A 24638-nucleotide genomic window follows, 5' to 3' on the forward strand; every position below is an offset into this window, starting at 1 on the left:
CCTATATGGCTGCTCAGCTAGAGAATGGTTACACCCTGATAGCGCATGAACTATTAGAAGCACTTTATAAAACAAGGATAAACGGATCCCAAGCAAACATAATCATGTTCATCTTTAGGTTCACATATGGATTCCATCGAAAAAGCCATGAACTAGGAAATGCATTTATTGCAGAGGGGACAGGCATCCGAAAGGATCAGGTTAAACGAGAGATTAATAAGCTTATTGATATGAAGATCGTAAAAGTGTTTGAGGAAAGTACACATGTTAAAGCGCGGGTGATTGGAATTAATACGAATACTGCAGAATGGGATTCTAACAAAAAAAGTACCCAGGGGGCTAAAAAGACCCCAGGTAACGAAATAGAACCCACTGTGGGGGCTAATCAGTCACCACCCCCAGGGGGCTATTTACCCCCCCAAGATATATATTCTTTTAAAGATAATCTTAAAGATATTACTACTGACGAAAATAATGATTTTGACAAAGTGAATAAAGAATATGGGCGTATTCATCAGTGCATGGGTTTGAAACCATCAGAATGGCCTACAGTTACTGAATTGCTGAACAAAGGAGTTCAGGTTGACCTGATTATAGAGGTGATGGAAGAGAAACATGCTAAAAAGATTGAAGAAGGCGGAAAGGTTCATTCCTTTTCCTTTTATACCAATGCCATTAAAGAGAAGCATAAAGGCAAAGGAGCAAAAAGCAGTCGCATGTCTATATTTGATGAATTAGAAAGGGAGCTGGGGTAGATGGAAAAAAGGGAAGCTATTGATATCGTAAAGAAAACAGCAGCATATTTTCCAAGTTGGAAGATTGATAAGTCGGTCGTAGATATTTGGGTGGATAAACTCCAACAATATGACTTCGAAACTGTTATGGCTAACTTGAGCGACTATCTAAGCTTGGGGAAAGACTTCGCTCCTGGCATACCTACTTTAATAAAAGCGAATGAGAGAATTGAAGCTAATAAGGAAATCGAGAGAACACGTGAGATGATCCGCAGGCAGGATGAAGAACGCAAAGATATACCGAAAGATCCGCCATGGATCAGGGAAGGTATAACCAGACAGGCTTGGATGCAGAGGTTACTGGCTGAAAAACGAGCTGAGGCTCAATGAGCTACTTCAGCTTAGAGGCAGAACAATCTGTACTTGGCTCCATTCTATTAGCTCCAGACTTAATATATGAGTCTCTACTAATGCCAGATGCATTTTATAACGAGGGACATAGGGTCATATTTGAAAACATGCTCTCATTACGAGAAGAAAATAAAAAGATAGACGTTGTGTCTATAACTTCACGTATGGGACAAGCCTTGCAGGATGTCGGCGGTATGAGCTATTTGGTTGACCTGAGCAAGTCGGTTCCATCCGTTTCAGACTTCGCTTCACATGAACGTATTGTGAAGGAAAAGTATTTAATGCGAACCGGATTGATTGCTGTCAAAGAAGTATATAGTGGCGGTCATGAAGACCCTGTAGAGTTTGCCGCAGAGCTAATGAGTATCGCTGAGAAAATCGGTGACCAGTCTCGTGATAAAGAAGGCTTTTCCCATATTAAAGATGGTCTCATGAACCACTTCGAGCTTTTAAATGACAAGAAGTACAACGGACAAGCATTAGGAGTCAGTACAGTTGGCACGGAGTTAGACAGAATAACGGGCAAATGGCAGAAGCAGACGCTTAATATCGTGGCTGCAAGACCTTCTATGGGTAAAACAGCCTTCCTCCTAAACAACGCCGTTAGAAACGGTAAGGAGGGTCTTACAGTCGCTATATTCAGCTTAGAACAGCCAGAGATGCAATTGTATGACCGGATGATAGCCGCAGAGTGCTACATAGACGGTGAGCGCATCCGAACCGGACAACTGAGAGACGACGAATGGGAGACATATACTCTTGGCTTATCAGTGCTGACAGATATGAATGTATTTATAGATGATCGTCCAGGACTGAGTATTCAAGAAATACGTGCAGCTGTCAGAAAACTAAAAAAGAGGCATCCAGATTTGATTGTATATATCGACTATCTGCAACTCATAAAAGGCGGGAAAAAGTTCAGCAGCCGCAATGAAGAGGTGGGTTACATCAGTGCCAGCCTTAAGCAGATGGCACGTGAAAATGATTGTCCGGTTATATCACTGGCTCAGCTCAGTCGTGGAGTGGAGCAGCGTCAGGATAAACGGCCAATGATGAGTGACTTGCGCGAGTCTGGAAACATCGAGCAAGACGCAGACACCATATCCTTCTTGTACCGGGACGACTATTACAACCGAGATACTGAGAAAAAAAACATTATCGAAATCATTGTCGCCAAGAACCGTGAGGGATCTGTAGGAACTGCGGAAATGATGAACCTAAAGCAATACGGTAAATTCAAGGATTTTGACTATAGACTCCAATAAGAAGGGAAGAAGATACCCCATGAATCCAATAGACCCCTATGACTACTTAGATAAGGACATTGAAGGATCGCTTCGTATTGCTAGAGCAGAATTAGAGTGGGAGAAAGCAGAGGAGGATGAGGCAGCATGATGAAAAAGCATTATCGCACAGGTGGATCTATACAGGAGCAGGCACAGCCAGTTAAAACCAGTAAGTTGCCCATGTGCACTGATGACCTCATAGAAAGCCTGTACAAGCCATTACACCCAAGGGATACCCAATACATTCTGTTTCAGGATGAACAGGGCGTAGCGCGCTCCAAGATTGCTAAGAAGCTGGGTATATCAAAAGCCAGAGTAGTCCATGAGATTATTCGTCTTCAAGAAATGACGAGAAGAGAAAGGAATAAGTACCGCAAGTATGAAGAGGATGAATCAGCATGAGGGCTAACAAGTATGGAGCCCAGCAGACAGTATTAAACGGAATAACCTTTGATAGCAAGATGGAATCACAGTATTACACGCAGCTCAATCTTATGGAACGAGCTGGCTTGATATCGGATTTAGAATTACAGCCAGAGTTTGTATTGATACCATCATTTAAAAAGCTTGGTAGGACGATCAGAGCGACGAAGTACCGAGCGGACTTTAAGTATAAGGAACACGGTAAAACCATTGTGGTAGATGTGAAAGGGGTGAAGACCAAGGACTTTAACATAAAGCGCAAACTATTTGACTCCAAGTACCCGGACATTGAACTCAAGTTGATCACTTACAAAAATGGAGGGTGGGAAGAGATATGATAGCATGTTGGATCAACCACAAAGACGGATATACCCTTATGGACGATTATGGGACGCGTGTAGGCGTGATAAAGGTAATGGATAACCGAATACTAGGCAGGAAGTTAAAAGGTCTCTACGAGCCTGCTACGTGGTTTAAAACGGATGGTCATAGATTCATAGGCAAACCACCGGATAAACAAATAGGAGCATAACATGGACTTAATAGCGGCGTTATTGATATACGCAATTGTGATGGTCGCCATACGTAAATATTTGAGATAGTCAAACATTACATGTATACGAAATGTTGTGTAATAGTGCGAAATATGTACTATAACGGCACTATATATGGTATAATCATAGTATAGAGATGAAAATAATCGGATTGAGGTGTGTAGTAGCATGACAGACCAAATTATTGAAACGCAAGAAGAACAACAGCCTACTAAATATGTGTTGGACGGAATTAACACAGGTGACGTAAATGTGGAAAGCTTTTTTGCCTCAGAGCAGGCTTTCAATGTTATTCGTTTGGCTGTAGAAGCTAAGTTTGGAACTATGAGCAATGGGTATAAAGAGCGGATTGATGAGCTCCAGAAAGAATATGAGGAGCAAATTGCAAAGCTTATTGCTGAGAATAACGAAATGTCGGACAAGCTAGCCCAAGCTAAAACGGAATTAAGCAATGCTAAGCTGGAGATTGAGGATATCTCAGCAAAACGTGATGCAGCTGCTGCTGAATTGACCAGTGCAAAAGCTGAGATTGAACGATTAAACGATCATGTGCAGGATCTGCGCACTGAAATTGCTATTGGTGCTAAAGCGGCAACACGAGTGGTTGACACAAACTTGGCAACGAACCTTGCTGAAGAGATGGAGAAGTTTAAGCAGTCGCGCCCAGCTATCTATGATGTACAGCAATCGGATAATAAGGGTTCGCAGTTTACTGCTAAACTGGCTGAAACGGATGAAACAATCACATTTACATGGCTGGAAAAAGGTAAATACCGGGAGGTGACCGCTGAAGAAGCGGATCAGTTTCGAAGAGCAGCCGAAGAACAAAAACGTGCTAATGAGGATCTGGCACAACCTGGCGGTGTGGAAAAGGCAGACGTTGTAGAACTGCCTACGCAGTTTCAAACCGAAGAAGACACAGCCAACGGAGTGGCTGAAGGGAACATGGGTGGACAAGTGGCAGCAAAGACAATTGAGGAAAGACTCACGGCGCTAGAATTAAAGGTATTTGGTAAAGGAGAGGTGGCCTAACGGCTGCCTTTTCTATCAATGCTTAAACGTGATAAAAGCGTGATGCAGCATTACAGATATCACAATCCTGGGATAGATCACCCATACGCGGTGATGATTGATTTAAAGGACGAAGAGGCTACAGGTTCATTGTTGGTGTACTTCGACTTCGACAGACGAGGTTGGAGTATCGGACGTTGGACAAAGCCGTCATTCCACTTATACGAAGAATACAAACTGCATGAAGGGTACAGAGAGGTTGCTTTTGTGCCATTAGTAGAGTTGAAGGAGGGATATTGATGGAACACAACGAAGTGACAAAGCTGTTGAAAAACTATCGTTCATATCAGTACGCGGTAAAAAACTGTGGGAAAGATGACGATACAATTAAGCTACCATTGGTTATTTCAGAGCGGAGGAAGAATCCAGATTCGTGGGATAGGACAAGATATAACCGGATTGTTAACATGATTGATGGAGCTGTAAACCACGTATTAAACGATGATCAGCGTTCTGTAATCATGCGCAAGTATCTTGAACGCAATACCATGACGTTGAGCGAGATATCGAATATCCTGCACAAAGACCGAACAACAGTAGGAAGATGGCATACGGAGGCGATCAGACGCTTGTCTATAGCTTTAGAACCATTGACCGAGGATGAAAAGGAAATTAACAACATTGATCACATGTATGACCCAAATTGGCGTTACGTAGAACCAGCATAAATGCCGCATTTTTGCACACAAATGCATCAAACAAAATGCTAAGATAGTAGTATAGGAAATATGCGATGGGCAACGGTAGCTAAATGCGCAGTCGCTGTCCACGCTGTTTCTTCAAATGATATCTGTACAGAGAGGGTAACGGGTAACCGTTGCTCTTTTTGTTTGGAGGAAAAACCTTCCTGAGTGTCGAAAGATGTTTGATGGAGGTGAGAAATATGGCAGAACCAAAATGCCCTGAATGCAAGACGGTAGGTTTGGAACATATTGTTTCCAAAGAAAGTGACGAAAAGTCACAGGGCGGTGATCCTTGGTTTGATGTAGTTCATTGTGATGAATGCGGACATGTTTATGGTGTTTTCGCTAAGATAACGCATCAACCACGTCTAAAGTTACAAATGTAATGCTTATAGTACAAGAAAAGGCACCTGCGGGTGCTTTTTTATTTCTGAAATACTTAGCAAAACAAAGGTCCGATTCCGTTGTGTGTTATAAAAAAAAAATAACCCATCACTTGGACGGGTCATTGAGTGTATTTATAATTTGATCGACTTTTTCTTTAATGTCGGGGTGATTGGCTGCATATTCCGTAAATGCTTCTTGTAATAGTGTGCGTTGATCCTTTTCGGTTACGAATGACCAGGTACGCAACAAGGTAACGAATTCTTCCGGGAATCGGAAAGACAAAGCTGCATTTGCCAAGGTGATTACCTCCTATTCTTGATAGCTTGAGTCAAAGCAACCAACGATAAAACTAAGCCAGCCAACGAAATGACGAGAGTAACAGTTTCCATGCTGGTGCCTCCTTTATTTCTGATTTTTTTGTAAATTATAATTTACAACGAAGTATACAGAGGGTAAAATAAGCATAAGATTAATAGGGACAAGGAAGGGGATTTCTCCCCGACCTCGTTGGTGTTTTGAGCCTCTTACGGTGATGACGTAAGGGGGCTTTTACTTTACCCGGCGGTTATTCTTCTTAGCAGTTTGGAAATTAAGCCAAGCCGCTGCGAGGTTAACCAAGCCAGTAAGTAGAAGTACAATTGCTGTCCCCATAATCTTAATTTCTCCTTTCCGGAGTGCTTACCGCACCCTCTGAATATATAATAACACGAATGTGTATTGCTGTCAATACGTTTAGTGGAGTCGCAGGAAAAAATATCTGTGGCTTTTTTGTGTTTTACCGAAGGTCATCGAGACGACCGAACAGCCTAGCGAAGCGGCAGCCGTATAGAGGGTTTACATATAAGGAGGGATATACAACGAATGAAAATAAAAATACCTATGGATGAAGTAGTAAACGAAATTATGAAGAGGCATCCAGGATTGATTGTCACCGATGCTTATATTGATGATGATGATGAATATGTCTTTGTAATTGAAGTGAAGGAGGAGGGATAAGCGATGAAACTACATCCAGACGGAATTATAGAAGGTTCACCACAGGAGATACTAGAGTATAAAAGATTGGTGAAACCAAAGGGAGAACGGGAATACCCAGAACTAAAAGGTATACAGTCGCCACTAATGCCCAATCCTTTGCATCCAGCGATAACGTGTGATTCTACAAAAGAAGGAATTTATGTGAGCAAACAACCATCACAAGCCAAGTTTTAAATAAGCATCCCGTAATCTAAACCCGAAACACCGAGGGGTGACGGTAAAGTAAGGTACACGGGAGAGAGGAGGCAGACACATGGCAGAAGATAACACATTGGGCAGACCACTAAAATTCCAGTCGGTTGAAGAGTTGCAAATAAAGATAGACGACTATTTTGAGTCATGCCACAACGATGCTGGCGATCTTATTAGACCTTATACCATAACTGGATTGGCTCTAGCGTTGGACACAAGCCGTAAAGTCCTGTTGGATTATGAAAAACGCGATGATGATTATAGTTACACGATAAAAAAAGCCAAGTTAAAAATCGAAAATTTCGCCGAGGAATCGCTATTCACATCAAAGCAAACTGCTGGGGTGATATTCAACCTCAAAAACAATTATGGTTGGGTTGATAAGCAAGAATCTAAAGTAGACGCGAATGTAAATGGAGAAATGGGTATTACAGTTGTGTTTGACCCGGGTATGTCGCCATGACAACGCTCAGGATACCTTATAAGCCTCAACCAAGACAGCAGAAGTATCACCAAGCCACAGGCGTGGACGAATTGTTATATGGCGGTGCAGCAGGTGGGGGTAAGTCAGAAGCTACGATATGGGACGCACTCAAGTATGCATTGGAGTATCCGGGTAGCAGACAAATTATCTTTAGACGTACATTCCCTGACTTGCAGCGGTCAATTATCATGCGTACATTACAGGTTTATCCCAAAGAGCTATGTAAGTACAACCAAGCAAAACATGAATGGATATTCCTTAATGGTTCAATTGTTGAGCTTGCTCACTGGGACAATGACAGCGACTTTATGAAATACCAAGGTGCTGAGTACGATCAGATACGTTGGGAAGAGTTAACGCAGTTTGAAGAACGATGGTACACATACATGCTTTCACGTCTACGGGGTAGTAAGCCATATCCACGCAGTGTGAAAAGCACAACCAACCCAGGGGGCATAGGTCACTCGTGGGTTAAGCGTCGTTTCATTGATATTGGCGTGCCCGAAGTGATACATGAAATGCCGGAGCTTGACGACAACGGTAATCCACTACATTGGCCGGAGGGAATGGCTAACGCTGGAGAGCCTATAATTCGTAAGCGAATATTCATTCCGGCGAATGTATTTGATAACAAAGCGTTGGTAGACAATGACCCCGGTTATGTGGCTCGGTTGATGTCTCTACCGGACAATGAACGGAAACAGTTGCTTGAGGGTGACTGGGACACATTCGCAGGGCAATACTTTGGTGAGTTTAGCCGGGCTATACACGTTGTAGAACCGTTTGATATACCTACCTATTGGAAGAAGTTCAGAGCAATGGATGAAGGTTACAACGACCCATTTGTATGTCTATGGATAGCACTAGATCCCAAGGGTACGGCATACCTTTACCGCGAGTTTGTAAAGAGTAAGCTGCTGACTAGTGAACAGGTGGAAATGGTGAGGCTGAACAGCCCTATTACAGAACATTATGAATACTCGGTAGCTGATACATCCTTTTGGAATAAATCCAAGATGGAGGATGTGACGCCAGCCGAGATATTTGCGCGTTTCCAAGTACCTTTAATCCAAGCTAAGAAAGAGCGTGTAAACGGCTGGAAGCGAGTGAGGGAATGGCTACATGTAAAGGATGTACTGGATCATGTGACAGGTAAGATGTACAAGGATGCTGACCTAAAGATATTTAACACTTGTCTTCATGCGATTGAGTCTATACCAGCTATGGTACACGATGACAGACATGTGGAAGATGCAGCAGCCCATCCACTTGACCACGTGCCTGATGCATTGCGTTACTGGTGCATGAGTAGACCGCAGAATGATGTACAGGAAAAGCCATGGTCAGCAGTACCAGACGGAAGCTATAAGGTGAGATTTGATGAAGACGATGACGATGAACATAACCTATTCGGCGGAAATGAAACATTCTGGTGAGGTGAGACAATGACAGACATACAGTTTATAGCTGGTGTATTTGCTGTAGGCACAATAGGCGCGGGCATATCTGCGGCGCTTGTATACCGCATTACGATGATTCAGCAGCAGACTATACAGGACTTGACCAATAAGTTGATGGCTAAGGACTATGGGGAATATAAGGCGTATCAGCAGCCTGTAAACGAGGAATCAGCGAAGCCCAAACGCAAACGGATGAGCTATTGGGATGATGGAGACGAAACAGAAGAAGAGGTACAGTGAGTCGCGATAAGCGGCTTTTTATTTTGCTTGAAAGGGGTGATTGAATGGCATCGGTGTTAGAGAAAGCAAAAGATAAATTAGCTGGTATATTCGGCACAGACGAAAGTAAAAAGCAATCCAATGAGCCGATTAACACGCCGCAACAGCAGAAGTTAGTTGCTATGGTGCAACGTGACTTTGAAGAGTTTAAATCCACTAGGCAAAGCATTGAGAAGCACTGGCAGCAGGAACAACGCTTTTATATGGGCGACCATTGGAAGGGATTGCGTCCAGAGTCTGCCTTAAGGCCAAACAGCAAGGATAATATTATCGGTTCCCAAGTGGAGTCGATTGTAGGCAAACTCACTGGCTGGTCGCCTTACCCTGATTTCGAAGCGCAGGAGGAAGGGGATGAGCAAAAGGCTGCTGACCTGAATGATTATATGCCTTATGAGCTGCGACAGATTAAATTCCAACAGAAGTACATCCGTGCTGTACGCCGTATGGTCATTCATGGTCCGCTGATATTTAAAACGGTATACGACCCAACTGTTGAGGGTGGACGTGGCATGAATCGGTGGACAGGTCAGAATGACATTATACCTGTTGACCTGGGCACGTTCTTTCCAGATCCACGGGTCAAGGACTTCATCAACCTACAGGACATGGGCGCCATTATCGTCAAGTCTCGTAAGACACTGGAGTATTTCAAAGAGCGTTGGCAAGGACAAGGCAAAAAGGTTACTTCTGACGATGATACAGACGACATTGAAATCTTCAATCATGAGTCAACGAATAGCGAGGGATTTAACCGGGATTATGGCGCATCATACGGTACAGGCTTGGAGAAGTCCGGCACAGCTGGATTAATTGAGTATTGGTATCGCGGACTGCCTAAGATGATTAGTAGTGACGATAAGGAGATATTCAACGAACAAGCGGAAACAAAGCTCATGGAAGGTAAAGACCCATCTGAATCACTGGCTAAGGCTAACGGTGATATGGAGGGTATACACTGCATTTATATAAGCGCAGATGGCGTGTTCTTGGAACATAAAGCCTATGTGTATGACCACGGTAAATATCCTTTTACAGCTCGCACACTGTATCCAGATGAACGTAATGTGTGGGGCAAAGGCTTTGTAAGGGATATGATCAGTCCTCAAATCATGCTTAACAAATTCGCTGAGATAGCTGTAGAGACTATGGCTAAACAAGGAAACGGCGGCATGATGTACGAAGAAGGCGCTATTACCTCAAAACAGGTCAACACGTGGAAAGAGATGCGTTCACAACCTGGGGCAATGCTTCCTGTGGCAACTGGTGGTATTGCTAGGGTTAAGGAATTAGAAGGAATAAACGTTCCATCCACTGTCTTTAACATGCTGGAATACTACAAGGAAATGCTTCAGAAGTTGCCGGGACAGTTTGACAGCGCGAACGGTCAGGCAAGCAGCAACGTGACCAGCGGTGAGCAAGCTAAGTCACTTATGGCAGCAGCAAGCACACGGCTGAACACGGTGACTGACACGATAGAGGAAGCCTTGCAAGATGTGTTTGAACAGTACATTGAGTTAATGGCACAATTCTACACAACGGAGCGTGTAGCGCGTGTCACTGGGCGTTCAGTGAGTGTAAGCAGGGAATCTCTTGTATCTCAGGTACCTTCACAGTATGACACAGGTAACACCGCTATTGATCCGACTACGGGTGAGGAAGTGCCTGATATTAAAGATGTAGCAGAAGAATATGTACCAACATTTGATATCTTGGTCAACATAAGCTCAGATAAGCCGCATGACCGCGAATACTGGATACAGATGGCTTTCAACATGATGCAGATGATGGACCCAGTAACACAGATGCCTATGATCGACGGCGAGGCTGTCCGATATACCATCCAAAATGGACGTATGGAGCCTATGGACGTTATCAAGCGTAGGGTTCAGGAAGAGTCAGGCTTACAACAACAAATCCAGCAGATGCAAGAACAGTTTGGTCAGTTACAGCAGCAGAACCAGCAAATGCAACAACAGCTTGGTGAGTTGACTGGACAAAAGCAGATACAGGAGCAACAGGACAGGGAGTTCAATCAGCAGGTACAGCAACAGAAACTGGACATTGAAGCCAGTAAAGTAGCTGGCGGGCTGATGAATCAGATGGGTGGTGGTGTGTAATGGAAGAAATGTTACGAGAAATGAAAAAGTTCGAGGGAAAAACAGTACTTAAAACGGATATGTAGGATTGGGGAACTATTATCATCACTTTCGCAGATGGTGAAGTACTAAAAATTGAATGGGAAGATGGAGGATTGTTTGTAAACGGGATTTAACTTGAAATCAAACGAATAATGCAGGCCGTTCCCAGTCGTGGGGCGGCCTTTTATATTGCTTATCTCTGCCCCAGCCATAGGGCTTAACCGATAGGAGGCAACACAAATGGAAGATGAAGTATTCGAACAACCCACCAGCCATAGTGAGGATGTTCAAACTACAGAAACACCAGATACACCGGGCGTCGATATCAACGCAGCTTTGAAGGAATTCGGCATCATCAATGATGAACCAATGGGCGAAGAACAAGACGTGCTGGAGCAAGACGAAGAACTTGAGCCAGAGGACGAGCCGCCAGCCATAGCGGACGAACCCAAGAAGCTCAAAGTAAAGTTCAACAAGCAAGAAGTTGAGATTGATGAAAACCAGATCCCTGAGTATGTACAGAAGGGTTTGGCACTGGAAAAGGAGCGCGAGCGTCGATCTGAAACGGAGAAAGCCCTAGAGCGATCAGCCAAAATCGCCGGGTTCAACTCGACAGACGAATACCTTGCAAACTTGGACAAAATCGAGCAGCAAGCCGTGCAAAAACGGCAGGATGATTTTGATTACCTTAAGCAACAGCTTCGTGAAGAAGTGGAGAACGCTGGGCTTGATCCTGACTATGTTGAAAGGTACTTGGATGCGCATCCTTTGCTACAGCAGGCTAAGGAAGTGATGGAGCGTGAATCCAAAGCACAAGAGCTACAGAAACAGGAAGCACAGCAACAACAGCTACTCAAAGGTTGGGAAGAGCTGTTTAATCAGCATCCTGAGTTGGTCGAAAATGCGCCAGCCGAAGGGGAACGACCAGACTGGCTGACATCGGAAATGGACGCACTCATTGAGCAGGGATACAAGCCTATTCATGCGTTTGAACTTACCAACCGGGACAAGATCATTGCCAATGAGCGAAAGCGAACTGAACAGAATGTAATCAAGCAACAGCGCCTGAATAAGCGCGCTCAGGTGGAGAAACAAGCAGCGTTAGAAACAGAACCAGAAGTGCCAAAAGAGTTGGCGGACGGTTTCGCATTATTCGGGTTAAACCCAGCATTAGCTAAAAAATACGTTAAAAAGTGAGGTAAAAACATATGGGATTCAGATGGGTTTTTAATGATTATGGAGCGCCTGAAAGTCGTATTGCTCATATTCTTGCAACAAATAGCGAGGCGTTTGCAAGAGGTGAAGCGGTCTCTCTTGTAAATGGTAGATGGAGCAAAACAGCAAACGGAGCAGCTATCGGAGGGTTCGCTAATCAAACTATTACTGCTGGCACTGACAAAAAACTAGAAGTAACTTTGGCGCGTGAAGGAGATAACTTCGAAGCTTCTTATACGGGTACACCAGATGCAGCTTTCTTGGTAGGCGCCAATACAGTGGATGTATCTGCTGATGGTCTGTCCGTATTGTCGTCAGATGTAACTGGCGGTGCGCTGGTTGTAATGGATATAAACACAAATAAAGCTACTTGCCGGGTTAAAGTAAAAAACCGTCAACTTTCATAAGGGGGATAAACAAATATGGTACAAAGTATTTTGCAATGGGATAGTAAGACATTGGAGCCGATTTTCCGGGAACTGTATACCCAAGAAGTAAAAGGGATGAAAGATTATATTCCTGATATGTTTGATGTTCAAGCATCTACAAAAGAAACAGAAAGCATTGAAATGATTGGTGGAGAAGGCTTGATGGAAGAATGGTCTCACTCCAACAAACGAGTATTCTACTCTGATGTGAATGAACTATGGCAAAAGTATTTCACTCACTCTAAATATTCTGACGGTCGTGAGATTGACCGTGACCTCGTTGATTTTGTAAAACTGACAGCTATTAAAGACCGTATTCGTTCATTGGCTGGATCTGTTTACTACACTCGTCAAAACATGGCTGCACAGTGGTTTGTAAATGGGGATAAAACAACAAATGCAATTGACTTCCGTGGTCGCACATATAACGCTGCTCTGCCAGATGGAAAGGCTTTGTTTGCGACAGATCATCCTTTGGCGCCCGGAGACACAGGACCAGGGCAATCTAACAAGGGTACTGATGCTCTGACGATTGATTCATTCGATGACACTGTAGTAGCTATGCAGGAATGGACAAATGACCGTGGAAACTTGTTGCCTATCATGCCTGACACACTAATCGTCGCACCTTATAACAAACGTGCAGCATTGCAAATTGCAGGTATTAGCGGCAAGGGCGAGGGATATGAACCAGGTTCTGCAGACCACAACATCAATATCTATGAAGGCGACATCAAGGTAATCGTTAATCCATTCTTTAGTAAAGGTAATCGTAAGGCGTGGGTTGCAGCTGATAGCCGTCGCATGAAACGAGCAATGAAGTGGTTCAATCACCGTCTCCCAGAAGAAGGAACAATGGAAGACTTCGATACAGAAATTAAAAAGTTTAAGGTTATCATGAGCTGTGTCCACGGTTGCATTGACTGGACTTGGGGTTATGGTCACTTCCCAGTATAAGGAGGGTTTAAATTGCCAACACATTTTGACGCGCTTGAAACTAACAGCCTGACAGTAGCAGGACAACCCGTAGGAGGTTCGAATGTTATTGCAACGACAGTAACGTTTGATCCTCCTTCCTTGGCCACGATGACTGGAGCTGTGTCGAGTGCCATTACCGTCACTGGCGCCGTCCTTGGCAGACGTGTAGAGGTATTCCCTCCATACGATCTGCAAGGCGTGCAGGTACAAGCTTATGTATCTGCTGCTAATGCCATTAAATTTTCCTTGTTCAACCCAACTGGAGCGACAGTAGACCTCGCATCTGGTTCGTGGAAAGTAAAGGTGGTGGCACCGTGAGAAAAGATGTTGAATGGACCGTGAGCGGAGGCGGCAAGGGTGCAACACCCAAGCACAAGTATGTTCCTCGCCTGAAGGTATCCGACGACTTCAACGACTCACAAAAGCAAATGGTTGAAACATATAATTCCATGCGTGACTGGATTGATAAGAACGGTGGAATGGAAACCAAGAAGGGGAGCTAAAAGCTCCCTTTTTTGCGTATAGGAGGTACTTGTAATGTCGTACAGGATGGAGATTGACGCTTTAAATGCTCTTATTAAGGAGCAGCAACGAACGAATGAACTGCTTGAAATCATAGTTAAGCAAAGAGGTGAAGAGTATGAAGATGTCAAGCCGATTAGACCCACTACCCGTAAAACAGGCAAGTGATTATGTGGCTGTCACACCAAGCGATACAGCGGATTTGCCTGATGGTAAATGTGTTGGTGTGTACTGTGGTGTAGGTGGCGATGTGGCTGTTATAAGCCCGTCAGGTAATGCAGTAACAATTAAGGCTGTACCAGCAGGAGTACCGTTATTCTTGCCTGCTAAACGAATCAAAGCGACTGGGACGACAGCAACCAATATATTAGCGCTGTACTAAGAGAGGTGCCACTATGCGCGTACAGGATGTAGTAGAGGAAATAGTCGAGAAGCTACCGGAGAACAAAACCCCAGTCGTGTCTATCTTGCGTAAGCTGACCAATGTAAGAGATATGTTGTTGCGTACACCAACCGCAGCACAACAGCAATCAGAGGTGATTGAGGAAGCCATAGACACCGTTGTGGGCGAGGGCTTATATGATCTGCCATGTCCGCCGGGAAACGTCACAGACGTCGATATACGGCGTGCAATCTATGACAATAGCGAAGGTCATGACGATAGTCGGGATTGGCACAGGATACCGCTCAGGCAGTTTAACGAGCGTATGAAACATACCTATTACTACTTTGTAGCTGGTCAGATTGGTATATTTCCGCCGCCTAAGTATGCCAAAGCCTATGGAATTAAAATATTCTATACGCCTGTATACCCGGAAATCACGGTGGCTGATATGCAATCAACAACAGGTTTTGACCCGGATTGGGACATGTTGCTGGTTTACGGTGTGTTGCGCGATATTATGCCGGAGAACAACAACTTTGATGTGCGTTATCAGCAGCTATTGGCTGACTACCGTACGGCTACGAGTGGATATGAGCGGTATGTAATAGAGGAGAGGTGGTAATATGGCCAATAATCCTTATCCTTGGAAACACAACACGAGTGAAAATACAGCGGCAGAACTGGACCCGAGGTATGAAACACCGTTAGGAGCTCAGGAGAAAGCAGACAAAGCCGAGCAGGAGTCCAAAGCATACACTGACGCACTGGATGACCGTTTTAAGGCTCATGCCGCTGATCAGATAGTCCATGTCACTCAGACAGACCATAACAAGCTAGATGGTATTGAGTGGGGCGCAGAGGTCAACCAGAACGCCTACACGGTCGTTAATGGTATCCCAGCAAACGCTAAAATGACTGAGCTTAAAATTCTACAGGGCATCGGTATACGGGTCACTCAAGATCCGGACGACAGAGCAATCACCATAACGGCAACTGGGCCAGTAGATATTGACCCTATCCCATTAAGCAAAGTATATGACGCTGGCAACTCTGCTTACTTGAATGCCGGCACAGCAGCAGGCAATGTCCCAGTATTGGACGAAAACGGTAAGCTTGACGCTGTAGTTGTGCCAGCCATTGCAGTCACTGATACATTTTTGGTAGCTACTCAGGCTGATATGTTGGCACTGGTAGCCCAAACAGGCGACGTTGCTGTACGCACTGACTTGAGTAAGTCTTACATCCTCAAGGGCACGGACCCAACGGCATTAGCCAACTGGCAGGAGTTGCTTACTCCTATGTCACCTGTTCAGAGTGTTGCCGGAAAAACTGGCGTTGTGACGCTAACCAAAGCAGATGTGGGCTTGAGCAATGTAACCAATGAGAGCAAGGCGACCATGCTTACCAGTCCAGCGCTCACAGGCACGCCTACAGCTCCTACAGCCGCGGCAGCAACCAACAATACTCAGGTAGCTACTACGGGATATGTTAAACAGCAAGGCTATCTAACGTGGGCAGATTTTCCTTTTACTTATCTGCGCAGTGGGTTGCTAACCTTGCCAGCAAGCCCCACGGTACTGGATGTACCAATTACCTCAGTAGTAGAAGATAGCTACAGCATGCGTAGCGGTAACACCGTAGTAATCCCGTTAGATGGTTGGTATAGCATCAACATACTTGCTACTGTGCAGGACCTGCCAGCAACCAACCGACTGGACGTGACTATCAACCAAAACGGCACGATGCTGACAAGTCGCCAAGTAGTTGGATTTGGAGCCAGCGCGGTCACATTTTTAGGATTCGAAGAGCAACGTTACCTGGCTGCAACCGATGTAATTACGTTTAAGGCATCGCAATCAGGTGCAGGCACATACAGCTTGTACAACGTGCATATAAGACTTACACGGCTAGGACGTAGGCCGTAAAGGGGTGAATGATATTGGTGCTACCATGGCGTCCTAACACAACACAAGATATTGGCTCACAGGTTCCGCCGCGCTACGAAACCCCTTTGGGTGCGCAGGAAAAGGCTGATAAGGCTGAGGAAAACGCAAAGAAGTACGCTGACGACAACTTTGCGAAGAACGCATTTAAAACGATCGAGGTGCCCGGTAAGCTTCCGGTAGTGGCTGATGATAAGGAAGACACATTAACCTTGGAGGCTCGCACAGGCATAGCGATCACCACTAACCCAGATGAAGACAAATTAATCTTTACAGCCACTGGAGACGCAATCCCCGGCTTGCATGGATCTTCCCATTTAAGCGATGGAGCCGACCCTATACCGAATTCAACGCTGACTGTGAGCGGTCTGATGAGTCCGCAACAGGTGGCAGACTTAAATGATTGGGTCACAAACAAAAATACCTTTGTCAAAAAGGGAACGTACTCACTCAATGTCAAAGACTTCGGGGCTGTAGGTGATGGGGTAACCAACGACACTGCAGCAATCCAGGCAGCTATTGATGCTCTCAAATTGGTCGGTGGATATATATTTTTCCCAGCAGGCAAGTATTACGCTGGCGAACTCAAGCTATACAACGGCATATCTTTGATGGGAGTCAATCAAACTTGGGACTACGAATATGACCTAGGACCATCACGAATCATTGCTAAGATTGGCGACGAATTTATGTTTAGGGCTAACGGTGCCAGTCACGTCGGGATACACAATATTACTTTGGTTGGGCAAAATCGGGTTACCAATGGTATAGACGGATCGGTAAGACTGCTCCAGGTAACCAATTGCCAGTGGGCAGGATTTAACACAGCAATAGGCTTTGACCTTGGTGGTACACAGGGGCAGCAGTGGCAGATCAATAGTAACGCTATCTTTAACGCCAATGTTGGTATTAACCTGCTCTACGATTCCAAAGTGTTTGATAATTTCATTTACACTTGCAAGATAGGCATGGTATATAACGGGTCAGCGTGCAACATCGTTAACAATAAAATCGAGTATAACGACATGCACATATCACTGACTGGTACACAACGTTCGACGTTTGTTGGAAACGTCTTTGACCGGGGTGAAAATGAAGGAATCTACATCAACAACGCAAGGGATTTAGCCTTTGTCGGAAACGTTATGATGGCATCAGGTTACTCAAACGCTAACGACTGGCAACAGACGCACTTACGAATGATAAATTGTGAAGATATAGTATTCAGCGGCAACGTGTTTACAATGGATTACTGGGAAGGGAATGCGAAGCCTACGCACCTTGTGACGGGCTCAGGCAGTAAAAATATAAACTTTACTGGGTGTAACCTGGATAAGGCTTCTTTTGGTTCTCTAGTTTCTGGTGCATCAGATATTTCGCTTGTAAATAACCTGGGGACGTATAAACGACAGAAGACTACGCTTACGTATGGTAAAGAGTACACCTTTGATTTCTGGACAGACTCGCTAATTGACAATAGCAAGAAGACACACACCTTCACGATTACTATGAAGGACACGAGCACTGACATTATTTCCGTCAGTCGTGTATTTTTGGTAGTTATCAGGGACTTTGCTGATGCTCATTTTCAGCAGGGTAATATTACCGATGTGATTGGCACATCCAACATCGGACCAGCAGCCAAGCTCAACATATCCCGCTGGGGTGTGAGTAGCGAAGGCGCTAAGATATCCCTTACTTTAATCAACGTGGTATCCTCTAATAATGCATTCGAGGTTACTGTCGAAGTCACAAAGTCATAGGTGATGATATGAACATTAACGACATCATAAAAGAAGCTGATTTACTTGTACCTAATGCAGTCGACACAGCAGATAAGTTGATCTGGCTTAACGCAATTAACCAGGACTTTTTCAATGTGGTGAAGATACCTGCATTCGATTCGTTCGTTTCGGTTCTCGATCAAAGCCAGTACACTTTATCCGCTAATGTGCGATTTAAAAATATAGATTACGTGATGTGTGGCGTGGTCAAATATAATGAGCTATCGCCAGACGCACCTAATCCACTCCAAAACACGTTTAGATTCGACGATACAACAAAGGTATTAACTCTATCACCGCCGCCGTATACAGCCGATTTAGGAGGTCTGGTGAGGTACAACAGGATTGGCACCACAACCTATACAAGCAGCAATTTAACCATAGAGCCGGATGCTCCAGCTGAGTACCATTGGACGTATATCCCGGCTCTTGCTGCATACATCGCCCATAGTATGGATGATGAGGTTAAAGCAGCCAACTATGAGAATCAATATAAAAATGCTTGGAACGTGGCGGCACAGAATTATCAAAGGGCGGTGGTATCGTGAATGTGATTCGGTACCCACAAGCCAACTACCAGCCGTTACCCGGCATACAACAAGCTATTACGGTCCGTGAATGGAAAGGGTTGAGTAGTTTTGACCCTTTATCCATCCAGGACAATCTGTTTACCAGCATCAGCAACTTTGTATTGGACGAATACCCGGTTATAGCAGCTAGGCGCGGTTACAGCGTGCTAGGAAGTGCAATAAGTACGTCAGTGCTTGGGTTAGGCGTGTGGAAGAATCAGCAGCTACATGCGGTATTTGGTGATGGTACATGGCGAGTATTTAACAATAATACTTGGCAGACGCTGGCATCAGGACTGGATACCTCGGCACGTTGGTCATTCACCAACTTCCAGGGCAACTGGAGTGACATCCATTTAGTAGGCGCCAACGGAGTCGACCCAATCAAGCATTATGACGGCACTACGGTAGCTGATTTAACTGGAGCACCAGCCAAAGGTAACTATATTACCACCTATCAAAACAGGCTATGGTGCGCTGTAGGCAAGGAAATAAAGTCCTGTGCTCTGGACCAGCCAGAAAAGTGGGAGCTATACAACGGTGACGACGAGGATAGCTACGGCAAAGAGATGGAATCTATGGCTGGCGAAACCGTGAATATGCTGTCTGGTAGCTTAACCAAGCTTACGATAGGCATGCCTAACAGCCTACACGAGATGTACGGCGGCGTTCCATCGGACTTTACCACTAAGATGGTGGCCGACCGTATCGGTATACGCAACAATCAAAGCGTAATCACCCAGGACGGTGTTATCTACTTCGCTAACCTTAACGGTGTCTATCAATACACTGGTGGGGTCTTGCCTGATAAATCGTTTAGCGAGGTCGTCAAGGGCTTTATAAATGGCGTATCATCTACAAGTTGCGCCGGGACAGATGGTAAGACATTATTCTTTTCCACTCACCAAAACGACATATTAAATTATGATCCACGCATTCAAGCTTGGACGATGTTTAACGATATCGACCCACTGTGCTTTGCTTCAATGGGTGAGAACCTTTACGTGGGTGATAGCAAGGGTAGAGTGCTACAGCTATTTGGAGCCGCTAAGGATGGCACACAGGACGTTAAATGGTCACTTGTTACTAAGCCGTTTAACAATAGCTCAATTGCTCAAAAGCTACGGATGTACAAGCTATGGGCTGTGGTAGATTTGCTGTCTACTAGCAACCTTAAGATATACCTGTCACCATCTATCAACGGCAACGATTGGGTACAGGTTGGTGAGATTACACCAGCCGCAGACCTTATTAAGCATCGGGTGATCATACCTACTGCTAAGATAGCTAACGAAAATTATATTCGGATTAAATTCGAGGGTACAGGTTATTTCAAACTGCATGAGCTCACACGACAACAACGTGAGATGCCACTATATTAGGTTTTTCTATCCTCGCAAATTGCGAGAATTAACTCATATCTTTCCCGTCGTTTGTTGCAATTTGCAACATTCAATTCATATCTCATTTGTTGCCATTGGCAACAATTAAACCAAGGAGGGTTTTACACATGGCAATGTTCCAAGCTCCATTACTAACCGCACAAACGAGTCATGAACAATTGTTGGATGAGTTCGCAAAAGTAGTTAAGGAATTAGAGTTTATCGTCAACGGGGCAATCGACTCTAGGAATGTTAGGGAGATTGGCGGATACAACGTAAACAAAACTGAGCTGCAATCCAGAGACGGCGCCGTAGGCTTGAGCAGCGCACGAACGGATGAGGATGACCTACGTATTTGGGCAGGCGACCCGGACCGTGCTAAGGCGGCTTTTAAGGTGTTTGAAAGTGGCTTGGTTACACTAACTAAGTTCCTTTTGAGTAGTACTGATGGGGCTTATCCTAAAATTGAAATGGGGTCAGAGGGGAACTTAATTGCGGCTTTTTCTAGCGCTGATCATTACATTGCTATTGACCCAAACTATGCTGGTACTCCTGCTTTGAAATGGGTATTTAATGGTACCCCAAGAGGGGGATTAAATGATGTATCCGGTATAATGGAGCTGTTTGGAGTCGGTGGTTTAGTTATAAACGTGACTGGAGGAGACTTAGATATGGCAGTCTCTGAAAAAATAAATTTTGAAAACTGGAATAGATTATATAACAGGAGCACCAGCAGAACACTTCAACAAGATTTATCAGAAATTTTTGATAGACTTGAAGCATTAGAAGGTTCATAATCCTAAAGCGATGTGTTATATTGGTGAAAAATGGAACTAAGGAGACACATCATGAAGAAAATTGTAGCTGGGTTTTTAGCAGGAGCACTCTTTACAATTGGGGCTGGAGCATTTGCGGACGAGATAGAAAGTTTGGTAGGAAAAAAAGTTCAGAGTGAAACGTCAGTTTCGGTTAACGGAAAAGAACTTGATAAGGCAATTGTAGTAGAAGGAAAGAGTTACGCTCCAGTGAGATCTATTGGCGAAGCGGCTGGATATACAGTAACAGTTGATGGCAAAAATGTAGTTCTGAAAGATGGAACTAAAAAGGATGGTGCTAAATTGAACACCGCAGAAGTCAAAGAAAAATACAGACTAGAGAAAATTGAAGGTTATAAAAGTGCACTTGTAGAAAACAGCAAGAAAGTTCAAGAATTAAAAGATTTCCTTACTGATAAAAAAGAAAAAGCAGCAAGTGCTACCACTGATAAACAGAAAGCTGATTTTGCAGAAATCATAAGTAGATATGAGCAGCAACTTGCTGATTATGAAAATACCGTTAAGGATATTGAAGCCAACTTGGCAAAGCTTCAAAATGTTGAAGAACCACAGCAATAATGTAAATCGTACGACGTCGTACGGTTTGGAAAAGCGCAGACGTCTGCGTATTTATCACTCAATCCAAAATTGGATTCAGTGAAAATTCAAAATTGAATTCTCAAAAAATAACAAAAAGGACTCCCTAAGTTTTAGGAGTCCTTTTGATTTTTTCAGCTATTATTCTAGGTCATCGGCAAGTAAAAAGCCGTATGGATCATTTTCCTTAATTTCAGAAATAGTAGATTCTTTAACGAGTGGTATTTCATTCAAGATACCTAGTAATGTTTTTCTTGCAGATTCTTGTTGCTTTTCCCAAAGTGGAATGGCTTGTCTTAAACTGTCTATTTTCAACTTAACAGATTCAGGATTGTTAGGGTCAAAATCTTTTGAAGTAATAAGACCCGAATGAGGATCAAATTGCAAAAATTGTAGATCCTGCCTCAAAAAAAATAAGCTTGAAGAAGCTCTATCAAATTTGTCTCGGATAATTGTAGCGTTATAGGTGAAATCAGTTATACCTAACAAGAAGTCTATGCTCTGTTCTAAGATTGCAGGAATCTTAGCAAGCGTTTCTAGGTTAGGTTCACCCTTATCTCTTTCAAATCTACCATAATAGGACTGCGAGAGACCCAACTTATCAGCCATTTCTTGTTGGCTAAATCCCTTTGATTCTCTTAGCCATTTTAGGCGCGCAGAAAAAACTTCCAAAATAAATACCTCCAAGCATTGACATTAGACTATATACGACTTATATTTAGATTGTAACAACATTATTTTAGACCATTAAGTACTAAAAGGGGGTGAGGAAATGAGAAAACCAATTAACAAGTTAGCATACTACAGATTAACCAACATCATGTCTCAAGAAGATGTTGCCAAGGAATTAGGGATATCTCAAGCATACTATGGGCGTCTAGAGAGAAATCCAGAGAACATTAATGTAGGTATGGCAAAGAAGCTCAAAGTGATCTTTAAAGTTAACTCTTTAGATGAACTATTTTCCGAAGCTGTTTAATCCTTATAAGTCTAATACTAATCCATATCGGGATTAAAAGACAAGAAGGAAAGAACAAGAGATAAACAATGTAGGCATCTTAGTCAATAAATGAATAAAATTATATAGTAGGTTTTCTATTAGGCTGATCGTTAAAATTAAGAATCGAATTTATTGGATCGCCTTGTATACTGTTTTAAGTATCACCAAAAAGGAGGAATAATATGAATATTCGTATTGAGAACTGGATGGGGCACGAGATTCGTTTTGTAGAGAAGACACTAGGTGATTGGTGGGCAGTAGCGGCAGATGTAACAAAGGCTCTGTTGTTATCTAACACAACTAAAGCATTGATTCGAGTTGATCAAGAAGATAAAGCCCTAACTTTAATTCAGGGCTTAAATCGAGGAAACGAACCAGTCAATATTGTCAATGAATTTGGTATTTATAGTTTAGTGATGACAAGTCGTAAACCTGAAGCCAAAGAATTCAAACGTTGGGTATTCAGTATTCTTAAACAACTTCGCCAGTCTACTGGACTTGAGGGATTTCAAGTCTTCCGTATGTTAGATAAAGATCATCAAAAAGAGGCAATGAGTAAACTTTGTAGTGGTCTTAGACAACCAGTAAGAGTAAACTTCATTAAAGCTAATACCATTGCAAACAAAGCAATTTCTTCTATGCATGGTCACCCTAAAGAGATAAAGAAAGGTGAAATGACACCTGAGATGCTTGTAGAAAGACAAGCTGTACTTGAGGATGTTGTTAACCTGATGACAATGTCAGATAAGTTCAAGTTAGATATTTCAGTCTCTAGAACTGTCTATGACAAGTATCTAGGTGAACACCCGAGAAATAAACATGCAAATTAAAAAGAGCCGCTTAACAAAGCGACTCTCAAGAAAGTTGTCACCTGTCTTCTTGGCGGGAGCAAGGTGACATTATACAAGGGGTATACCCTCTAACCTAATCATAGACATTATACAATAGTATATTTTATAGTCAAAATTATTTTCTTTTTGCCTAGATTTTGTTAGAGGTGTATGCCCCATATTTCTGGAGGCAAACATAATGGAAGAAGAGATAATGGACTTTATATTAAATTCTTCACCTGAGCAATATCTTGCGTTGAGAAATAAGCTTGCTGAACTAAATGATGTATCCTTCAAGGATTTTATTACTACATTAGATAGCCTCATTGAGCTGACGATTTAGTTCGACGCAAAATTGCGTTGAAGTAAGGTAAACACACTCACCCCATTTTTGGGGTCAGTAAATTAGGACTCCTGAAATTTTAGGAGTCCTTTTAATCTCCTCAAAGTTGAGGGGATTGAATTAACCTAAAAGGCAGTCGTCAAAATGACGACACCCCAGTTAATCTTGAATATCAAGACGGTTAGATTTTGAACTATCATCAATTTGCGTATGGTTGAAATACTATCCACTAAACGGATAGTAATAAATCACTGAACGCAAAAATGCGCTGAGTTAGCAATACGGAAATTCCGTATCGGTCAAGTTGCACTCTAGCAAATCGTGAATTTCAAGGTTTGTCAAAGTCGCTATATACAGAGTATGTGAGAATTAAATAATGAAGCATGAATTTCATGCTCGTTAATAATTGTTACATTGTATACGAGTGTGAGGATTGAAATCTTTGTGATCTTCAAATTGAAGTTAGCAACAAAGTCGCACTCTATACGGGTGCTTGGATTGAAGTACTCAGCTCAATTTTGAGCTGATTAACTGATCACAAAAAAGATGCTATCCACTAAACGGATATCATAAAATCACTGCCCTCAAATTTGAGGTTAGTAAAGCATTCACTTATGTGGGTGCTTTTTTTGTTGGCGAAACGTCAATTTGACGACACGTGAAATTTACCGGTCGTCGCAAGAGGAGATGATTCTATGTGGTCTAGA

The 24638-nt window shown here is 43.4% G+C and carries 34 protein-coding genes; 32 read left to right on the forward strand and 2 right to left on the reverse strand.

Annotated elements, in window-relative coordinates; all coding sequences use genetic code 11:
• The first annotated feature begins 5 nt into the window (after positions 1–5).
• The 9 genes from ABEW32_RS03570 (at position 6) to ABEW32_RS03610 (ending at position 5548) form a co-directional block, all read left to right on the forward strand.
• A complete protein-coding gene (locus ABEW32_RS03570; RefSeq protein WP_430184771.1) occupies positions 6–755 on the forward strand; it encodes a replication protein in 750 nt (249 codons plus the stop codon).
• A complete protein-coding gene (locus tag ABEW32_RS03575; protein WP_430184773.1) occupies positions 756–1124 on the forward strand; it encodes a replicative helicase loader/inhibitor in 369 nt (122 codons plus the stop codon).
• Positions 1121–2410, forward strand: a complete 1290-nt coding sequence (gene dnaB, locus ABEW32_RS03580) for a replicative DNA helicase (protein ID WP_430184775.1) — start codon at positions 1121–1123, stop codon at positions 2408–2410. The genes ABEW32_RS03575 and dnaB overlap by 4 nt, the downstream gene beginning before the upstream one ends.
• 126 nt (positions 2411–2536) lie before the next feature.
• On the forward strand, positions 2537–2833 hold the full coding sequence (locus ABEW32_RS03585) for a hypothetical protein (protein ID WP_430184777.1): 297 nt from the start codon (positions 2537–2539) through the stop codon (positions 2831–2833).
• Complete coding sequence (locus ABEW32_RS03590) at positions 2830–3192, forward strand: DUF1064 domain-containing protein (protein WP_430184779.1); 363 nt, start codon at positions 2830–2832, stop codon at positions 3190–3192. The genes ABEW32_RS03585 and ABEW32_RS03590 overlap by 4 nt, the downstream gene beginning before the upstream one ends.
• Positions 3189–3386, forward strand: a complete 198-nt coding sequence (locus tag ABEW32_RS03595) for a hypothetical protein (protein ID WP_430184781.1) — start codon at positions 3189–3191, stop codon at positions 3384–3386. Before ABEW32_RS03590 ends, ABEW32_RS03595 begins: the two co-directional genes overlap by 4 nt.
• 190 nt (positions 3387–3576) lie before the next feature.
• Positions 3577–4440 carry a hypothetical protein gene (locus tag ABEW32_RS03600; RefSeq protein WP_430184783.1) on the forward strand — a complete coding sequence of 288 codons (864 nt, stop codon included), beginning with the start codon at positions 3577–3579 and terminating at the stop codon, positions 4438–4440.
• Between the two features lie 278 nt (positions 4441–4718).
• Positions 4719–5147 carry a sigma-70 RNA polymerase sigma factor region 4 domain-containing protein gene (locus ABEW32_RS03605; protein WP_430184785.1) on the forward strand — a complete coding sequence of 143 codons (429 nt, stop codon included), beginning with the start codon at positions 4719–4721 and terminating at the stop codon, positions 5145–5147.
• A 215-nt stretch (positions 5148–5362) separates the two neighbouring features.
• The gene (locus tag ABEW32_RS03610) at positions 5363–5548 is read left to right on the forward strand and encodes a transcriptional regulator (RefSeq protein ID WP_430184787.1); all 186 of its coding nucleotides are present in this window, start codon (positions 5363–5365) and stop codon (positions 5546–5548) included.
• 106 nt (positions 5549–5654) lie between these two features.
• Here the strand turns inward: ABEW32_RS03610 and ABEW32_RS03615 are convergent, their stop codons facing one another.
• Complete coding sequence (locus ABEW32_RS03615) at positions 5655–5846, reverse strand: hypothetical protein (RefSeq protein WP_430184789.1); 192 nt, start codon at positions 5844–5846, stop codon at positions 5655–5657.
• A 564-nt stretch (positions 5847–6410) separates the two neighbouring features.
• On the opposite strand from ABEW32_RS03615, the gene ABEW32_RS03620 reads away from it, so the two are divergent.
• From ABEW32_RS03620 to ABEW32_RS03715, 20 genes are all read left to right on the forward strand, one after another.
• Complete coding sequence (locus tag ABEW32_RS03620; RefSeq protein WP_430184791.1) at positions 6411–6545, forward strand: hypothetical protein; 135 nt, start codon at positions 6411–6413, stop codon at positions 6543–6545.
• A 3-nt stretch (positions 6546–6548) separates the two neighbouring features.
• Complete coding sequence (locus ABEW32_RS03625) at positions 6549–6761, forward strand: hypothetical protein (RefSeq protein ID WP_430184793.1); 213 nt, start codon at positions 6549–6551, stop codon at positions 6759–6761.
• A 79-nt stretch (positions 6762–6840) separates the two neighbouring features.
• Positions 6841–7242 (forward strand): terminase small subunit, encoded by a 402-nt coding sequence (locus ABEW32_RS03630; RefSeq protein ID WP_430184795.1) that lies wholly within the window; start codon positions 6841–6843, stop codon positions 7240–7242.
• Complete coding sequence (locus ABEW32_RS03635) at positions 7239–8699, forward strand: phage terminase large subunit (protein WP_430184797.1); 1461 nt, start codon at positions 7239–7241, stop codon at positions 8697–8699. Before ABEW32_RS03630 ends, ABEW32_RS03635 begins: the two co-directional genes overlap by 4 nt.
• A gap of 9 nt (positions 8700–8708) precedes the next feature.
• Entirely contained in the window at positions 8709–8963 is a 255-nt protein-coding gene (locus ABEW32_RS03640; protein ID WP_430184798.1) for a hypothetical protein, read from the forward strand.
• A 44-nt stretch (positions 8964–9007) separates the two neighbouring features.
• Positions 9008–11119, forward strand: coding sequence for a portal protein (locus ABEW32_RS03645; RefSeq protein WP_430184800.1), 2112 nt, complete (start codon positions 9008–9010; stop codon positions 11117–11119).
• Positions 11120–11380: 261 nt separating this feature from the next.
• On the forward strand, positions 11381–12337 hold the full coding sequence (locus ABEW32_RS03650; protein ID WP_430184802.1) for a hypothetical protein: 957 nt from the start codon (positions 11381–11383) through the stop codon (positions 12335–12337).
• An 11-nt stretch (positions 12338–12348) separates the two neighbouring features.
• Positions 12349–12762, forward strand: a complete 414-nt coding sequence (locus ABEW32_RS03655; RefSeq protein ID WP_142613830.1) for a hypothetical protein — start codon at positions 12349–12351, stop codon at positions 12760–12762.
• Positions 12763–12777: 15 nt separating this feature from the next.
• On the forward strand, positions 12778–13740 hold the full coding sequence (locus ABEW32_RS03660; protein WP_430184804.1) for a phage major capsid protein: 963 nt from the start codon (positions 12778–12780) through the stop codon (positions 13738–13740).
• A gap of 12 nt (positions 13741–13752) precedes the next feature.
• Entirely contained in the window at positions 13753–14079 is a 327-nt protein-coding gene (locus ABEW32_RS03665; RefSeq protein ID WP_430184806.1) for a hypothetical protein, read from the forward strand.
• Complete coding sequence (locus ABEW32_RS03670; protein WP_220031225.1) at positions 14076–14264, forward strand: hypothetical protein; 189 nt, start codon at positions 14076–14078, stop codon at positions 14262–14264. Before ABEW32_RS03665 ends, ABEW32_RS03670 begins: the two co-directional genes overlap by 4 nt.
• Before the next feature lie 34 nt (positions 14265–14298).
• Positions 14299–14451: a hypothetical protein gene (locus ABEW32_RS03675; protein WP_430184808.1), complete on the forward strand. Its 153-nt coding sequence runs from the start codon at positions 14299–14301 to the stop codon at positions 14449–14451.
• Positions 14402–14665, forward strand: a complete 264-nt coding sequence (locus tag ABEW32_RS03680; RefSeq protein WP_348624275.1) for a spike base protein, RCAP_Rcc01079 family — start codon at positions 14402–14404, stop codon at positions 14663–14665. The genes ABEW32_RS03675 and ABEW32_RS03680 overlap by 50 nt, the downstream gene beginning before the upstream one ends.
• A gap of 13 nt (positions 14666–14678) precedes the next feature.
• Positions 14679–15290, forward strand: a complete 612-nt coding sequence (locus ABEW32_RS03685; protein WP_430184810.1) for a phage adaptor protein — start codon at positions 14679–14681, stop codon at positions 15288–15290.
• Between the two features lies 1 nt (position 15291).
• On the forward strand, positions 15292–16593 hold the full coding sequence (locus ABEW32_RS03690) for a hypothetical protein (RefSeq protein WP_430184812.1): 1302 nt from the start codon (positions 15292–15294) through the stop codon (positions 16591–16593).
• A gap of 17 nt (positions 16594–16610) precedes the next feature.
• Entirely contained in the window at positions 16611–18374 is a 1764-nt protein-coding gene (locus ABEW32_RS03695; protein ID WP_430184840.1) for a glycosyl hydrolase family 28-related protein, read from the forward strand.
• Positions 18375–18382: 8 nt separating this feature from the next.
• A complete protein-coding gene (locus tag ABEW32_RS03700) occupies positions 18383–18943 on the forward strand; it encodes a phage adaptor protein (protein WP_430184814.1) in 561 nt (186 codons plus the stop codon).
• The gene (locus ABEW32_RS03705) at positions 18940–20346 is read left to right on the forward strand and encodes a hypothetical protein (protein WP_430184816.1); all 1407 of its coding nucleotides are present in this window, start codon (positions 18940–18942) and stop codon (positions 20344–20346) included. The genes ABEW32_RS03700 and ABEW32_RS03705 overlap by 4 nt, the downstream gene beginning before the upstream one ends.
• Before the next feature lie 128 nt (positions 20347–20474).
• On the forward strand, positions 20475–21143 hold the full coding sequence (locus ABEW32_RS03710) for a hypothetical protein (RefSeq protein ID WP_430184818.1): 669 nt from the start codon (positions 20475–20477) through the stop codon (positions 21141–21143).
• Positions 21144–21194: 51 nt separating this feature from the next.
• Positions 21195–21740 (forward strand): hypothetical protein, encoded by a 546-nt coding sequence (locus tag ABEW32_RS03715; RefSeq protein ID WP_430184820.1) that lies wholly within the window; start codon positions 21195–21197, stop codon positions 21738–21740.
• A gap of 159 nt (positions 21741–21899) precedes the next feature.
• On the opposite strand, the gene ABEW32_RS03720 is transcribed toward ABEW32_RS03715, so the two are convergent.
• On the reverse strand, positions 21900–22430 hold the full coding sequence (locus ABEW32_RS03720) for a helix-turn-helix domain-containing protein (RefSeq protein WP_430184822.1): 531 nt from the start codon (positions 22428–22430) through the stop codon (positions 21900–21902).
• Between the two features lie 100 nt (positions 22431–22530).
• On the opposite strand from ABEW32_RS03720, the gene ABEW32_RS03725 reads away from it, so the two are divergent.
• The 3 genes from ABEW32_RS03725 (at position 22531) to ABEW32_RS03735 (ending at position 23931) form a co-directional block, all read left to right on the forward strand.
• On the forward strand, positions 22531–22737 hold the full coding sequence (locus tag ABEW32_RS03725; RefSeq protein ID WP_348624684.1) for a helix-turn-helix transcriptional regulator: 207 nt from the start codon (positions 22531–22533) through the stop codon (positions 22735–22737).
• 203 nt (positions 22738–22940) lie between these two features.
• Positions 22941–23588: a BRO-N domain-containing protein gene (locus ABEW32_RS03730; RefSeq protein ID WP_430184824.1), complete on the forward strand. Its 648-nt coding sequence runs from the start codon at positions 22941–22943 to the stop codon at positions 23586–23588.
• Between the two features lie 199 nt (positions 23589–23787).
• Positions 23788–23931 carry a hypothetical protein gene (locus tag ABEW32_RS03735; RefSeq protein ID WP_430184826.1) on the forward strand — a complete coding sequence of 48 codons (144 nt, stop codon included), beginning with the start codon at positions 23788–23790 and terminating at the stop codon, positions 23929–23931.
• Positions 23932–24638: the final 707 nt, after the last annotated feature.

The sequence above is a fragment of the Paenibacillus jamilae genome (assembly GCF_050482105.1).
Taxonomy (GTDB): domain Bacteria; phylum Bacillota; class Bacilli; order Paenibacillales; family Paenibacillaceae; genus Paenibacillus; species Paenibacillus jamilae_B.

Excerpts from the sequence above, each read along its gene's own strand:
- ABEW32_RS03570 (WP_430184771.1), top strand. The coding sequence starts at position 6 with ATGGCTGCTCAGCTAGAGAATGGTTACACCCTGATAGCGCATGAACTA.
- ABEW32_RS03575 (WP_430184773.1), top strand. The coding sequence starts at position 756 with ATGGAAAAAAGGGAAGCTATTGATATCGTAAAGAAAACAGCAGCATAT.
- dnaB (WP_430184775.1), top strand. The coding sequence starts at position 1,121 with ATGAGCTACTTCAGCTTAGAGGCAGAACAATCTGTACTTGGCTCCATT.
- ABEW32_RS03585 (WP_430184777.1), top strand. The coding sequence starts at position 2,537 with ATGATGAAAAAGCATTATCGCACAGGTGGATCTATACAGGAGCAGGCA.
- ABEW32_RS03590 (WP_430184779.1), top strand. The coding sequence starts at position 2,830 with ATGAGGGCTAACAAGTATGGAGCCCAGCAGACAGTATTAAACGGAATA.
- ABEW32_RS03595 (WP_430184781.1), top strand. The coding sequence starts at position 3,189 with ATGATAGCATGTTGGATCAACCACAAAGACGGATATACCCTTATGGAC.
- ABEW32_RS03600 (WP_430184783.1), top strand. The coding sequence starts at position 3,577 with ATGACAGACCAAATTATTGAAACGCAAGAAGAACAACAGCCTACTAAA.
- ABEW32_RS03605 (WP_430184785.1), top strand. The coding sequence starts at position 4,719 with ATGGAACACAACGAAGTGACAAAGCTGTTGAAAAACTATCGTTCATAT.
- ABEW32_RS03610 (WP_430184787.1), top strand. The coding sequence starts at position 5,363 with ATGGCAGAACCAAAATGCCCTGAATGCAAGACGGTAGGTTTGGAACAT.
- ABEW32_RS03620 (WP_430184791.1), top strand. The coding sequence starts at position 6,411 with ATGAAAATAAAAATACCTATGGATGAAGTAGTAAACGAAATTATGAAG.
- ABEW32_RS03625 (WP_430184793.1), top strand. The coding sequence starts at position 6,549 with ATGAAACTACATCCAGACGGAATTATAGAAGGTTCACCACAGGAGATA.
- ABEW32_RS03630 (WP_430184795.1), top strand. The coding sequence starts at position 6,841 with ATGGCAGAAGATAACACATTGGGCAGACCACTAAAATTCCAGTCGGTT.
- ABEW32_RS03635 (WP_430184797.1), top strand. The coding sequence starts at position 7,239 with ATGACAACGCTCAGGATACCTTATAAGCCTCAACCAAGACAGCAGAAG.
- ABEW32_RS03640 (WP_430184798.1), top strand. The coding sequence starts at position 8,709 with ATGACAGACATACAGTTTATAGCTGGTGTATTTGCTGTAGGCACAATA.
- ABEW32_RS03645 (WP_430184800.1), top strand. The coding sequence starts at position 9,008 with ATGGCATCGGTGTTAGAGAAAGCAAAAGATAAATTAGCTGGTATATTC.
- ABEW32_RS03650 (WP_430184802.1), top strand. The coding sequence starts at position 11,381 with ATGGAAGATGAAGTATTCGAACAACCCACCAGCCATAGTGAGGATGTT.
- ABEW32_RS03655 (WP_142613830.1), top strand. The coding sequence starts at position 12,349 with ATGGGATTCAGATGGGTTTTTAATGATTATGGAGCGCCTGAAAGTCGT.
- ABEW32_RS03660 (WP_430184804.1), top strand. The coding sequence starts at position 12,778 with ATGGTACAAAGTATTTTGCAATGGGATAGTAAGACATTGGAGCCGATT.
- ABEW32_RS03675 (WP_430184808.1), top strand. The coding sequence starts at position 14,299 with ATGTCGTACAGGATGGAGATTGACGCTTTAAATGCTCTTATTAAGGAG.
- ABEW32_RS03680 (WP_348624275.1), top strand. The coding sequence starts at position 14,402 with ATGAAGATGTCAAGCCGATTAGACCCACTACCCGTAAAACAGGCAAGT.
- ABEW32_RS03685 (WP_430184810.1), top strand. The coding sequence starts at position 14,679 with ATGCGCGTACAGGATGTAGTAGAGGAAATAGTCGAGAAGCTACCGGAG.
- ABEW32_RS03690 (WP_430184812.1), top strand. The coding sequence starts at position 15,292 with ATGGCCAATAATCCTTATCCTTGGAAACACAACACGAGTGAAAATACA.
- ABEW32_RS03700 (WP_430184814.1), top strand. The coding sequence starts at position 18,383 with ATGAACATTAACGACATCATAAAAGAAGCTGATTTACTTGTACCTAAT.
- ABEW32_RS03710 (WP_430184818.1), top strand. The coding sequence starts at position 20,475 with ATGGCAATGTTCCAAGCTCCATTACTAACCGCACAAACGAGTCATGAA.
- ABEW32_RS03715 (WP_430184820.1), top strand. The coding sequence starts at position 21,195 with ATGAAGAAAATTGTAGCTGGGTTTTTAGCAGGAGCACTCTTTACAATT.
- ABEW32_RS03725 (WP_348624684.1), top strand. The coding sequence starts at position 22,531 with ATGAGAAAACCAATTAACAAGTTAGCATACTACAGATTAACCAACATC.
- ABEW32_RS03730 (WP_430184824.1), top strand. The coding sequence starts at position 22,941 with ATGAATATTCGTATTGAGAACTGGATGGGGCACGAGATTCGTTTTGTA.
- ABEW32_RS03735 (WP_430184826.1), top strand. The coding sequence starts at position 23,788 with ATGGAAGAAGAGATAATGGACTTTATATTAAATTCTTCACCTGAGCAA.